A 14,900-nucleotide genomic window follows, 5' to 3' on the forward strand; every position below is an offset into this window, starting at 1 on the left:
ATGGACACCGAGTCCCGCCTGCGCGACTATCTCAAGCGCGTCACCACCGACCTGCGGGCGGCACGCCGGGAGCTGGAGACCGAACGCGGCCGCCGGACCGAGCCGCTGGCCGTGGTCGGCATGGCCTGCCGATTCCCCGGCGGCATCGCCACCCCCGAGGCGTTCTGGGCGGCGCTGCGCGGCGGGCGGGACATGGTCGGTCCCTTCCCGACCGACCGCGGCTGGGACCTCGAGCACCTGTTCGACGCCGACCCCGACCACCTCGGCACCTCCTACACCTCCCAGGGCGCGTTCCTCGACGAGGCCGGGCAGTTCGACGCGGGCTTCTTCGAGATCTCCCCGCGCGAGGCGCTGGCCATGGACCCGCAGCAGCGGCTGCTGCTGGAGACCTCGTGGGAGGCGTTGGAGAGCGCGGGAATTGATCCGCGCGGGCTGAGCGGCCAGCAGATCGGTGTGTTCGTCGGGGTGAGCAACCAGGGGTACGGCACCCCCGGTCCCGCCGAGGTCGAGGGGCACGTGCTGACCGGCACCTCGGGCGCGGTCGTATCCGGGCGCCTGGCATACGTTTTCGGGCTGGAGGGCCCGACCGTCACCGTCGACACCATGTGCTCGTCGTCGCTGGTGGCGCTGCATCTCGCGGCGCAGGCGGTACGCGCGGGCGAGTGCGACGCGGCGCTGGTGGGCGGCGCGACGATCATGGGCACCGCCCGCAACTTCGTGGAATTCAGTAGGCAGCGCGGCCTGGCGACCGACGGCCGCTGCAAGCCGTTCTCCGCGGACGCCGACGGCACCGGCTGGGGTGAGGCGGTCGGCACCGTCTTCCTCGAGCGGCTGTCGACGGCCCGCCGCGCGGGGCATCCGGTGCTGGCGGTGCTGCGCGGCACCGCGATCAACTCCGATGGCGCGTCCAACGGCCTGACCGCGCCGAACGGGCCCTCGCAGCAGCGGGTCATCGGTGCGGCCCTGCGGCGCAGCGGATTACGGCCCGACGAGATCGACGTGGTGGAGGCGCACGGCACCGGCACCGAGCTCGGCGACCCGATCGAGGCGCAGGCCCTGCTGGCCACCTACGGGCGCGATCGCGACCGGCCCCTGCTGCTGGGCGCGCTCAAGGGCGCCACCGGGCACACCCAGGCGGCCTCCGGTGTCGCCGCCCTGATCAAGATGGTGCTCGCGCTGCGGCACGGGTATCTGCCGGGCATCTTGCACCTGAATGCGCTGTCCCCGCATGTGGATTGGTCGGCCGGGGCGGTCGAACCGCTGGTCGGCGGCCGGGAGTGGGCGGCGGTCGAGGACCGGCCGCGGCGGGCCGGGATCTCCTCGTTCGGCGGCAGCGGCACCAATGCGCACGTCGTGCTGGAGGAGGCCCCGGCCCCGGAAGAAGCCGAAACAGGCAGTGTGGCAACGATATCGGGGCCGGTGGCCTGGCCGCTGTCGGCCCGCGACGCGGAGGCGCTGTCGGCCATGGCCGCCAATCTGGCCGCGGTCGTGGGTGATTCCGATGCGCGGCAGGTGGCCGCCGCCCTCTGCGCGCGCAGTACGTTCGACCACCGCGCGGTGCTCATCGATCCCGGGACCGAGGCGGTGGCCCGGCTCGGGGAGCTGGCCGCGGGCCGGGCCGGAGACGGCGTGGTGCGCGGGCGAGTTCGCGCCGGTGGCGACGCCCCCGTCTTCGTGTTCCCCGGGCAGGGCGCGCAGTGGGCGGGCATGGGCGCCGAATTGCTGGACGGCACCGGCCGTTCCGCGGAGGTGTTCGCGCGGCGGCTCGCGGAATGCTCGGCGGCGGTCGAGGCCGCGGGCGGTCCCGATGTGGTGGCGGTGCTCCGCGACGGTGGGGAGCGCAGTCTCGACGATGTCGGTGTGGTGCAACCGGTTTCGTGGGCCGTGATGGTCGCGCTGGCGGCGGTGTGGGAGGACGCGGGCGTCGCGCCGGGCGCGGTGATCGGGCACTCGCAGGGCGAGATCGCCGCGGCCGTGGTCGCCGGTGCGCTCTCGGTCGCCGACGGCGCCCGCGTGGTCACCGCCCGGGCGCTGGCGTTGCGCGCGGTGGCCGGGTCGGGGGCGATGGCCTCGCTGGGCGAGACCCCGGAGCAGGCCGCCGAGCGGATCCGCGAGCTCGACGGCGTCGAGATCGCCGCGATCAACGGGCCCGCCGCGGTCGTGGTCGCCGGACCGGTCGAGGGCGTGCAGGCCGCGATCGCCGCCGCCGAGGCGGAGGGGCGGCGCGCCAAGCTCATTCCCGTCGACTACGCCTCGCACACCCCGGGCATGGAGGTGCTGCGCGAGCCGGTGCTGGCCGCGCTCGACGGCCTCACCCCGTCCGCGCCGCGGGTGCCGTGGCTGTCGACCCACGATGTCGACTGGATCGACAGCGACAGCGCCGACGCCGCCTACTGGTTCGCCAATCTGCGCGACACCGTCCGCTTCGCCGCGGGCGTCGCCGCGCTCCTGGACGCGGGCTACGACTCGTTCCTCGAGATCAGCGCGCATCCGGTGCTGGTGCCCGCCATCGAGGACGTGGCCGACGCGACCGGCGTCGAGATCGCCGCGGGCGGCACGCTGCGCCGCGGCGAGGGCGGCGCGACCCGGGTGCTGACGGCCCTGGCCGAGGCCTGGGTCGGCGGCGTCGCCATCGAGTGGGAACGCTTCGTCGCGGGTGTCGACCCGCGGGCGGTATCCCTGCCGACCTATCCGTTCCAGCGCCGCCCCTACTGGCTCGCGCCGACCGCCGCCGCGGCCGACGCCGATCCAGCCGACGCCGCGTTCTGGAATGCCGTGGCGGACAACGATATCGCCGCGCTGGTGGAGGCGCTGCCCGGCGACGCGATCGACTCCGGGCGCGAGGCCGCGGCCGTGCTCGCCGAGGCCGTACCGCTGCTGGCCCGGTGGCGGCGCGGGCGCGCGGACAAGAACACCCGCGACGGCTGGCGCTACCGGATCTGCTGGCAGCCGCACCCGGACACCACCGCCACGGCCACCGGCACCTGGATGCTGGTGCGCCCCACCACCTTCGCCGCCGGCGATGCCGTCGTCACCCGGGTCCGCGATGCGCTCGCCGCGGCCGGGATCGAGGTGGTCGACGTGGCCGTCGAGCCCACCGCGGACCGCGCCGACATCGCCGCGCTGCTGGGCGAATTCGCGGCCGAGCCGGACGGCGTGGTGTCACTGCTGGCCGCCGCCGAGTCCGATCACCCCGAGTATCGCGGCCTGCCGGTGGGCGTGGTCACCACACTCGGACTGCTTCAGGGCCTGGGGGACAAGGGAATTGCGGCTCCGCTGTGGGCGGTCACCGTCGGGGCGGAGACCACCGCCGCCGACGATCACCTCACCCGGCCGCTGCAAGCCGCGGTCTGGGGTCTCGGGCGGGTCGCCGCGCTCGAACACCCCGACCGCTGGGGCGGGCTCGTCGACCTGCCGGAGGCCGACCCCGCGTCCGACGATCCGGTGCGGCTGCTGCCCGCCGTCCTCGCCCACCCCGTCGAGGACCAGGTGGCGCTGCGTGCCGCCGGAGCGCTGGTGCGCCGGTTGCAGCGGGCCACGCGCCCGGCGCGCGAGGCCGCGAACGGTCGCCGCACGCGGGGGACCGCGCTGATCACCGGCGGCACCGGCGGCCTCGGCGCGCACACGGCCCGCATGCTCGCCCGTTCGGGCACAGCGCATCTCGTGCTATTGAGCCGCCGCGGACCCGAGGCCGAGGGGGCCGCGGAACTGTGCGCCGAGTTGGAGGCGATGGGTCCCCGGGTCACCATCGTGGCCTGCGACGCCGACGATCCGGCCGCGGTCGCCGCGGTCGTCGAGCGGATCGAGGCCGAGGGCGAGACGATTCGCACGGTCGTGCACACCGCGGGCGTCGGCATTCTGGTGCCGCTCGCCGAGACCGGGCTCGAGCAGTTCGCGGCGGGCGCGGGCGGCAAGCTCTCCGGCGCGCGGGTGCTCGATGCCCTCTTCGACGGGGAGCGCGGGCGCGAGCTCGACGCCTTCGTGCTGTTCTCCTCGGTCGCCGGGCTGTGGGGCGCGGGCGATCACGGCGCGTACTCGGCCGCCAATGCCGTCGCCGACGCCATCGCCTCGGCGCGGCGCGCCCGCGGGCTGGTCGGCACGTCCATTCCGTGGGGCATCTGGGAGGCGTCGGGCGGCGGCATGGGCCGCGACGTCATCTCCACCCAGCTGAAGTGGCTCGGCATCCGGTTCATGCCCGCGACGCTGGCCATCGACGCCATGGCCGACGCGCTCGAGGACGACGAGACCCTGCTCGCCATCGCCGATATCGACTGGGACACCTTCGCGCCCGTGTTCACCGCGGCCCGGCGGCGTCCGCTGCTGGACGGCGTCCCGGATGTGGCTGCGGCGCTGGGCCGTACGGCCGCGGCCGAGGCGGACACCGACGGTCCCGGGTCGGCGCTGCGTGCGCGGATGGCGGCGGCCACCGACCCGCGCCGGGTGGTGCTCGACGCGGTCCGCGACGCCGTCGCCGCCGCGCTGGGCTTCGCCGCCCGCGACGAGGTCGACCCCGATCGGGCGTTCCGGGAACTGGGCATCGACTCGCTGACCGCGGTGGCGCTGCGCAATACCGTCACCGCCGAGACCGGCGTGCGGCTGCCGGTGACCGTCGTCTTCGATCACCCGACCGTCACCGCGCTCACCGACCACCTGCTGGCCGAACTCGGCGTCGCTGCGGTGGATATCGAGCACGACGCGACCGCGCCCGCGGCGACCGCGACCGACGATCCGATTGTGGTGGTGGGCATGGCCTGCCGGTTCCCCGGCGGCATCCGCACCCCCGACCAGCTGTGGCAGGTGCTGCACGACGGCGTCGACGTGATCGGCGGCTTCCCGACCGACCGCGGCTGGGACCTGGACGGGCTCTACGACCCCGACCCCGATCGCGAGGGCCGGATCTACACGCGCTCGGGCGGATTCCTGCACGACGCGGCCGAATTCGATCCGGAGTTCTTCGGCATCTCGCCGCGCGAGGCGCTGGCCATGGACCCGCAGCAGCGGCTGCTGCTCGAATCCTCCTGGGAGGCACTCGAACGCGCCGGAATCGATCCGCGCGCGGCCGCCGACGCCCGCACCGGTGTGTTCATCGGCGCGGCCTATCAGGGCTTCGGCGGCACGGTCGGGTCGACCGACGCCCCCGTCGGGCCCGAGGGCGCCGAGGGGCACATCGTGACCGGGCTGGCGACCAGCGTCGCGTCCGGCCGCATCTCCTACAGCTTCGGGTTCGAGGGCCCGGCCGTCACCATCGACACCGCGTGCTCGTCGTCGCTGGTCGCGCTGCATCAGGCGAGTCAGTCGATCCGCGACGGCGACTGCGATCGGGCGCTGGTCGGCGGCGTGGCCGTGATGGTGGCGCCGGTCGGGCTGCTCGGCTTCAGCCGCCAGCGCGGCCTGTCCGAAGACGGCCGCTGCCGGGCGTTTTCGGCCGACGCCGACGGCATGGGCCTAGCCGAGGGCGCGGGGATGCTGGTGATCGAGCGGCTGTCGGTGGCGCGGGCCGCCGGGCATCCGGTGCTGGCGGTGGTGCGCGCGTCGGCGATCAACCAGGACGGCGCCTCCAACGGGCTGTCCGCCCCGAGCGGGAAGGCGCAGGAGCGGGTCATCCGGGCGGCGCTGCGCCGGGCCGGGCTCACCGCCGACGATGTCGATGTCGTCGAGGCGCACGGCACCGGGACCACGCTCGGCGACCCCATCGAGGCCGGGGCGCTGCTGGCCACCTACGGCCGCGACCGCGACCCCGAGCGGCCGCTGTGGCTCGGCTCGGTGAAATCGAACATCGGTCACACCCAGGCGGCGGCGGGTGCGGCCGGGCTGATGAAAATGGTGCTGGCGCTACAGCATTCGGAACTGCCCGCGACCCTGCACGCCGACAACCCCAGCCCCTACATCGACTGGGAGTCCGGTGCGGTGCGGCTGCTGACCGAGGCGCGCCCGTGGGCCGCCGACGGCAGGCCGCGCCGGGCCGGGGTCTCGGCATTCGGCGTGAGCGGCACCAATGTGCACGTGATCCTGGAGGAGCCGCCGACCCGGGACCCCGAGCCGGTGCCCGTCGCGCCGATCCCGGTGCCGTGGGTGGTCTCGGCCCGCACCGAGGCCGCGCTGGACGAGATGATCGCCGGGGTGGGCGGTCTGCCTGCCGACGGCCCTGGGGCGCAGGCGGCGGCCGCGGTGCTCGCGCGCAAGACCGCCTTCGAACACCGGGCCGTGCTCGACGCCGCGACCGGGGCGGTGCTCGCCCGCGGGCGGGTCGCCGCGCGCGGCAGCGGCACGGTCTTCGTCTTCCCCGGCCAGGGCGCGCAGTGGGCGGGCATGGGCCGGGAACTGTTGGCGGCCACCGACGGTCCGGGCGCGGTGTTCGCCGCGCGGTTCGCCGAATGCGCCGACGCGATCGCCGCCGTCAGCGATATCGACGCCCGCGCCGCGGTGGCCGACACCTCGGGCGCGGCGCTCGAGGACGTGGCCATCCTGCAATCGGTGTCCTGGGCGCTCATGGTCGCCCTGGCCGCGATGTGGGAATCGGTCGGGGTGCGCCCGGCGGCCGTCATCGGCCACTCGCAGGGCGAGATCGCGGCGGCGGTGGTCGCGGGCGCGCTGTCGCTCGCCGACGGGGCCCGGGTGGTCACCGCCCGCGCGCTGGCGCTGCGCGGCGTCGCCGGGACCGGGGCGATGGGCTCGATCGGCGAGGGGATCGACGCGGTGCGGGCCCGGCTCGCCGGTCGGGACTCGGTCGTGGTCGCCGTGGTGAACGGTCCGGCCTCGGTGGTCGTGGCCGGAACGCCGGAGGAGGTCGAGGCGGTGCTCGCCGAGGCCGCCGCCGACGGCGTGCGGACCCGGCTGCTGCCGGTGGACTACGCCTCGCACTCGCCGCTCATGCAACCGTTGGCCGAGACGATCACCGGCGCGCTCGCCGGGATCGGCGGCAGCACGCCGGACATCCCGTGGTACTCCACCGCGCGGCCCGGCTGGGTGGACACCGCCCCGGAACCGGGCTACTGGTTCGCGAATCTGTCCGGCACCGTGCACTTCTCGGACGCGGTCGCGGCGGTGGCCGCGGCGGGCTACGACGCGTTCGTGGAGATCGGCACGCACCCCGTGCTGGTGGCCGCCGTGCTGGAGACCGCCGACGCCGCCGGGCACGAGGTGACGGCCAGCGGCACGCTGCGCCGCGACGAGGGCGACCTGAACCGGGTCGTCGCCGCGCTGGCCGAGGCGTGGACGGCCGGGGTCGCGGTGGACTGGACCCGCGTCCTGCCCGGCGACCGCTCCGCCGCGGCCGCCGTGCCCACCTATCCGTTCCAGCGGAAACGCCTGTGGCTCAACGCCATCGAGACGGCCGCGCCCGATGCGGCCGCCGGTGACGCCGAGTTCTGGGCGGTGGTCGAGCGCCAGGATCCCGCCGAACTGGCGCGGACCCTGGGCACCGACGCCGACGCCGTATCCGGCCTGCTCCCCACCCTGGCGGCCTGGCGTCGGCGGCACGACCGCGACGGCGCGGTGGCCGCGTGGCGGCACCGGGTGCGATGGGTATCGGCCACGGCCCCAGGGCATTCCCGGCTCACCGGCCACTGGCTGGTGCTGACCGGGACTGCTACCGATGTGCGGGCTGCCGGGACTGCTACCGATGTGCGGGCTGCCGGGACTGCTACCGATGTGCGGGCTGCCGGGACTGCTACCGATGTGCGGGCTGCCGGGACTGCTACCGATGTGCGGGCTGCCGGGACTGCTACCGATGTGCGGGCTGCCGGGACTGCTACCGATGTGCGGGCTGCCGGGACTGCTACCGATGTGCGGGCTGCCGGGACCGCTACCGATGCGCGGGCTGCCGGGACCGCTACCGATGCGCGGGCTGCCGGGACCGCTACCGACGCTCGGGCCGCCGGGACCGCTACCGACGCTCGGGCCGCCGGGACCGCCACCGATGCGCGGGCCGACGAGACGGCCACTGATGCGCGGGCCGACGAGGTCGTCGCGGCGCTCACCGCCGCGGGCGCGGAGGTGACGCTGCGGCGCTTCGATCCTGCCGCCGCCGAGGTGCGCCTCGAGGACGGCACCGATCCGGCGGGCATTCTGCTGTTGCCCGATACCGAGCCGGTCGGCGCGGTTCCGGGAGGTGTGCTCACCCTCGCGGCGCTGCTGCGCGCCACCGTCGGGTCGACGGCAGCGGTGTGGTGCGCGACCCGGGCCGCGATCCCCGCTACCGACGCCGATCCCGTCGACGAACGCGCCGCCGGGGTGTGGGGTCTCGGGCGGATCGCCGCCCAGGAGTATCCGGATCGCTGGGGCGGGCTCGTGGATCTGCCTGCGCGACTGGACGATCGGACGGGCGGCCTGCTCGCCGCGGTGCTCGCCGGTGCCGGTGCGCTGGCGGGCGAGGACCAGGTGGCGGTGCGTCCGGCGGGGCTGTTCGTGCGCAGGCTCGAGCACGCCTCCCGCGCTGCGGCCCGGTCCGCCTGGACGCCGCGCGGGACCGTGCTGGTGACCGGCGGCACCGGCGCGCTGGCCGGGCATGTGGCCCGCTGGCTGGCCGGGGCCGGGGCGCAGCGCCTGGTGCTCGCCGGACGCCGCGGACCCGACGCTCCCGGCGCGGCCGAATTGCGCGCCGAACTCATCGATCAGGGTGCGGTGGTCGATGTGGTCGCCTGCGATGTCACCGACCGTGCCGCGCTGGCCGCGCTGCTGGATACCTACCGGCCCGATGCCGTGGTGCACACCGCGGGCATCGTGGACGACGAGCTGATCGCCGACCTCGACGCGGATCGCGCGGCGGCCGTGTGCGCCCCGAAGGTGCTTGCGGCCCAATACCTGGACGAACTCACCCGCGACCGCGAACTCGATGCGTTCGTGCTGTTCTCGTCGATGGCGGGCGCGCTCGGCGGGTCCGGGCAGGGCGCCTACGCCGCGGCCAATGCGACGCTGGACGCGCTCGCCGAATGGCGGCGGCGCGAAGGACTGCCCGCGACCGCCATCGGCTGGGGCGCGTGGGCGGGCGACGGTCTCGCGGAGGCGGTTTCCGATCGCCTGCGCGGCCAGGGCGTGCTGCCCATGGATCCCGAATCCGCCGTCGCCGCCATGGCCGCGGCCGTCGGCTCCGGCGCGGCGCACGTGATCGTCGCCGATGTCGACTGGGCCCGGCACGCCGAGGTGCTGACCGCGTCGCGGCCGCTCCCGGCGCTGGCGGGCATTCCCGAGGCCGCGCCCGCACCGGCCGCGCAGGAATCGGACGTGCCGATCCTGGCGGGGCTTGACGCCGAGGAGCGCCGGGCGGCCGTGCGGCGGCTGGTCCGGACCGAGGTCGCCACGGCGCTCGGGCTGGACGGGCCCGGAGATGTGGTGTCCGACCGCACCTTCCGCGATCTCGGCTTCGATTCGCTCACCGCGGTCGACCTGCGCAACCGCCTGGTCCGGGCGACCGGGGTGCGGCTGCCGGTGACGCTGGTCTTCGACTACCCGACCGTCGACGAGCTGGCCGATCACCTGCTCGCGCGCTGGAGCGCGGACCTCGGCGTGGCGGTGACGCCGACCGAGCCGACCGCGGACACCCTCGCCCCGAGGCCGGTGCCGACCGGTGAGGACGTGATCGCGATCGTCGGTATGGCCTGCCGCCTGCCGGGCGGGGTGACCAGCCCGCAGGACCTGTGGGACCTGCTCGAACGGCGCGGTGACGCCGTGGTCGCCTTCCCCACCGACCGCGGCTGGGACGTCGCCGGGCGCTACCATCCGGACCCCGAACACCGCGGCACCTTCGCCACCACCGGCGGCGGATTCCTGGACGACCCGGCCGGATTCGACGCCGAGTTCTTCGGCATCTCCCCGCGCGAGGCGCTGACCATCGACCCGCAGCACCGGCTGCTGCTGGAGACCTCCTGGGAGGCGTTCGAGCGGGCCGGGATCGCGCCCGCGTCGCTGCGCGGCAGCCGCACCGGCGTGTTCGTCGGATCCAACTACCACGACTACGGCTCCCGCCTGTCCGCCGAACCCGGCATCTACGAGGGGCAGCTGGCCACCGGCAGCGCGGGCAGCGTCGCCTCCGGGCGGGTGGCGTATTCCTTCGGGCTGCAAGGCCCGGCGGTCACCCTGGATACCGCGTGCTCGTCGTCGCTGGTGGCGATGCACATGGCCGCGCAGGCGCTGCGGACGGGGGAGTGCTCACTGGCGCTGGCCGGTGGTGTCACCGTGATCTCGTCGCTGGACACCTTCATCGAGTTCTCCCGCCAGGGCGCGCTCTCGCCGGACGGGCGGTGCCGCGCGTTCGCCGAGGACGCCGACGGCGCGGGCTGGGCCGAGGGCGTCGGCGTGGTGGTGCTGGAGCGGCTGGCCGACGCGCGGGCGGCCGGGCATCCGGTGCTGGCGCTGCTGCGGTCCTCGGCGATCAACTCCGACGGCGCGTCCAACGGCCTGACCGCCCCCAATGGCCCTGCGCAACAACGGGTCATCCGGGACGCGCTCGCCGCCGGGGACCTGTCGCCCGCCGATATCGACGCCGTCGAGGCGCACGGCACCGGCACCCGGCTCGGCGATCCGATCGAGGCGCAGGCGCTGCTGAACACCTACGGCGCGGTCGAGCGCGCGCACCCGCTGTGGCTGGGCGCGCTGAAGTCCAATATCGGCCACACCCAGGCGGCGGCGGGCATCGCGGGCGTGATCAAGTCGGTGCTGTCGCTGCGGCACGGCCGGTTCCCCGCCACCCTGCACGCCGAGACGCCGTCCTCGCGGATCGAATGGGACAGCGGCGCCGTGCGACTCGCCCAGTCCGCGGTCGAGCTGCCCGATGCCGGGCGGCCGTGGCGGATCGGGGTGTCCTCGTTCGGGATCAGCGGCACCAATGCGCACGTCATCGTCGAACAGGCCCCGGCGGAGGCCGCGGCGCAGGCGGTGGCCGAGCCGGAGGTGGTGCCGTGGCAGGTCTCCGCGCGCAGCCCCGAGACCCTGCGGGAAGCATTGGACGCCATGGCCTCTCGGTGGACACCGGATGTTCCGCGGCGTGCCGTCGCGGCCGCGCTGCGCCACCGCGGCGTGTTCGATCATCGCGGCGTCGTGCTGGCCGGTGCCACCGCGGAGCCGAGCGTGGTCGGCGGCGCGGTCGTGCCCGGCCCGACCGGAATCCTGCTGTCCGGCCAGGGTTCTCAGCGGCTCGGCATGGGCCGCCTGCTGCGGGAGAGCTTCGAGCCGTTCGCGACGGCCTTCGACGCGGCCCGCGCCGCGGTGGACGCGCACCTGACCGGTTCGATCGCCGACGTGATCGACGGCGACGACGCCGAACTGCTGGCCGGAACCGGCTGGGCGCAGCCCGCGCTGTTCGCCTACCACGTCGCCGGATACCGGCTGCTGGAGAGCTGGGGTCTCGCGCCCGGCGTGCTGGTCGGGCATTCCGTCGGCGAGATCGCCGCGGCGCACCTGTCCGGCGCGCTGTCGCTGGCGGATGCGGCCCGCCTGGTCGCCGCCCGCGCGACGGCCATGGCCGCGCTGCCCGAGGGCGGCGCCATGGCCGCGATCTCGGCCACCGCGGACCGGCTGGCCGCGCTCACCGCCGACCTGCCGGAGGGCCTGAGCGTCGCCGCCCACAACAGCGCCACGAACCTGGTGCTGTCCGGGCCCGCCGAGATCCTGGAGCGGGTGCTGGCCGAACGGGCCGACGGCCTGCGCGTGTCGCGGCTGGTGACCAGCCACGCCTTCCACTCGCCGCTGATGGCCCCCGCCGCCGCGGCCGTGGAACGTGTTGCCGCCGAACTGGAGTGGCACGACCCGGCGCTGCCGGTGATCTCCACCCACACCGGTGTGGCGGTCGACCGCGCGGCCTGGGCCGACCCCCGGCACTGGTCCGGCCAGCTCACCGCGCCGGTGCGCTTCGCCGCCGCCGTCGCCGAGGCGATGCGCGCGCACGGCGTCGGCCGCTGGCTCGAGCTCGCCCCGCACGCCACGCTGACCGGGCACGTGGCCGCCGACCACCCGGCGGTGGTCACGGCCTGCCTGGGAGACAAGAACATTCGCGAACCACTCGCGGCGCAGCGCGCGGCGGCCACCCTGTGGGTCGCGGGCGCGGACCTGCCGGGCTGGCCCGGCGAACCGGCCGTCCCCGCTGCCGCCGTGCTGCCCACGTTGCCCACGTATCCCTTTGCGCACCAGCGCTATTGGCTCGACGCGCCGGTGCCGGTGACGCCGGAGTCGCTGGGCCTGGCGGCCACCGGGCAGCTGGTGCTGGCCGGGCATCTCGCGCTCGCCGGGGCCGACGAGCACCTGTTCACCGGGCGGCTGTCGGTGACCTCGCATCGCTGGCTGGCCGATCACGCGGTGGGCGGCGCCGCGATCGTGCCCGCGACGGCCTACCTCGAGCTGGCGCTCGACGCGGCCGCCCGCAGCGGCGCGGGCGCGGTCCGCGAACTCACCGTGCAGGTGCCGCTGGTCCTGCCGGAGGCGGGCGGCGTGGATGTGCAGGCCCGGGTGCACGCGGCGGCCGAGGACGGCAGCCGGATGCTCACCGTCGACGCGCGGGAGGACGGCGGCGACTGGGTCCGGCACGCCGAGGGCACCCTGGGCGCGGTCGACGCCGGGACCGCCGAACTGCCGGGCGCGTGGCCGCCCGCCGGTGCGGCGCCGCTGACCGTGACCGGCCTCTACGAGCGGATGGCCGACGGCGGCTTCGCCTACGGTCCGGCGTTCCGCGGCCTGCGGGCCGCGTGGCGCGACGGCGACGCGGTGCTCGCCGAGGTGGCGCTGCCCGAGCACATCGCCACCGACGCCGCCCGCGCCGCACTGCATCCGGCGCTGCTCGACGCCGCCCTGCACACCATCGCCCTGGATCGCGATCCCGGCGACGGCGCGGTGATGCCGTTCTCGGTGCGGTCGGTGCGCATCGACCGCCGCGGCGCGGCCGCGCTGCGGGTGCGGATGCGGGCGACCGGCCCGAATACGGTCGCGCTCGACCTCGCCGACGCCGCGGGGACGCCGATCGGCCGGGTCGAGGAGGTGGCGCTGCGTCCGGTCCCGCGCGCGGTGCTCGCCGGGGCGCGGTCCCGGACCATGTACCGCGTCGACTGGGTCCCGGCGTCGACGCCGGTCACCGCGCCGGCCGCGGTCGAATTCCACACCGACCTGATGGGCGTCGGCGGGGAGATCGGCGGCACCGTCGTGGTGCCCGCGCCGATTCCCGCCGACGGCACGCTGCCGGAGCGGACCGCGGCGGCGACCCGGGCCGCGCTGCTGCTGGTGCAGCGGTGGCTGACCCTGCCGCAGCGGGCCGACGCCCGGCTCGTGGTGCTCACCACCGCCGCCTGCGCGGCCGGTGATCACGCGCCGGATCCGGCCGCCGCGGCCGTGCTCGGCCTGGTGCGCGCCGCCCAGGCCGAACACCCCGATCGGTTCGTCGTGCTGGACCACGCGCCCGCGTCGGTGCCGGGACACGAGGTCACCGAGGCCGCGGTCGGCGCGGCGGTGGCCTCGGGCGAACCCGTGCTGGCCTGGCGGGACGGACAGCTGCGGGTGCCGCGGCTGACCCCGGCCGCGAGCCCGGCCGCGGCCGATCCGGCCTGGCGGGGCACCGTGCTGGTGACCGGCGGAACCGGCGGGCTCGGCGCGGCCGTGGCCCGGCATCTCGCCGCCCGGCCCGAGGTCGAGCGGCTGGTGCTGACCAGTCGCCGCGGCCCGGCCGCCGACGGCGCCGAGGACCTGCGCGCCGAATTGGCCGGGCTCGGTGCGCAAGTCGAGATCGTCGCCGCCGATCTCACCACCGACGACGGTGTCGCCGCCGCGATCGCCGCGGCCGACGGGCGCGTCGACTCCGTGGTGCACGCGGCCGGTGTGATCGACGACGGCGCGATCGAATCGCTGACGCCGGAGCGGATCGCGCCGGTGCTGGCCCCCAAGGTGGATGCGGTGACCCGGCTCGCCGAGCGGCTGCCGCAGGCGCGGCTGGTGCTGTTCTCCTCGCTGTCGGGCACCTTCGGCGGTGTGGGACAGGCCAATTACTCGGCCGCGAACGCCGCGCTCGACGCCCTCGCCACCCGCTGGCGGGGCGGCGGCCGCGAGGTCGTCTCCATCGCCTGGGGCCTGTGGGCGGTGCGCAGCGGCATGACCGGCGAGCTGAGCGCCGCCGACCGGGCGCGGCTGGCGCGCGGCGGCGTCGTGCCGATGGACACCGCCGAGTCGCTGGCGCTGCTGGACGCGGCGGTGGCGGCCGGGACGGCGACCGTGGTCGCGGCCCGGTTCGACATCCCGGCCCTGCGGGCGGCCAGCGGCGGCGTCCCGGCCCTGCTGTCGGCGATCGCGCCCGCGGCCCCGGCTGTCGCGGCCTCCGCGGCGCTCCCGGCGACCGCCTCGGCCACCGGTGTGCTCGATCGGTTGCGCGGGGTGGACGAGGAGGAGCGGGCGGAGATCCTGCTCGATCTGGTGCGCACCGAGGCGGCGCTGGTGCTGGGTCATTCCTCGATCGACGCGATCCCGGTGGATCAGGGCTTCCTGGATGTGGGCTTCGACTCGCTCACCGCGGTCGAGCTGCGCAACCGGCTGGGCGCGGCGACCGGCCTGCGGCTGCCCGCGACCATGCTGTTCGACTACCCGAACATGCGGCGGCTGGCCGGGCTGCTCGACGAGCTGCTGCCCGCCGACGAGCACGGTCCCGGCCTGGCCGAGATCGCTCGCCTGGAGGGCATCGCGCGCGGCCTGAACGGGGACGACCGGGCGCGGCAGGCGCTGGTGCAGCGCCTGCAGGACGTGCTCGGGCTGCTCGGTGCGGGCGCCGAACCGGCCGATCCCGCCGAACTGATCGAGAGTGCCTCCGACGGCGAGCTTTTCGACATCATCGACGGGCTCGGCGTGGACTAGATCTAGGAGATTCCGGGTCCCGCGACGGGTTGACTGGAACATGCCGGTGGCGGTGCCGAAAAGCACCGTCACCTCACATGTTG

At 75.6% G+C, this 14,900-nt stretch carries 1 protein-coding gene; it reads left to right on the forward strand.

The annotated features are described in order from the left end of the window. Nucleotides 1-14,817 (forward strand): type I polyketide synthase, encoded by a 14,817-nt coding sequence (locus HPY32_RS43725; protein ID WP_216675862.1) that lies wholly within the window; start codon nucleotides 1-3, stop codon nucleotides 14,815-14,817. Nucleotides 14,818-14,900: the final 83 nt, after the last annotated feature.

Origin of the sequence: Nocardia terpenica (genome assembly GCF_013186535.1) — a bacterium.
Lineage (GTDB): Bacteria > Actinomycetota > Actinomycetes > Mycobacteriales > Mycobacteriaceae > Nocardia > Nocardia terpenica.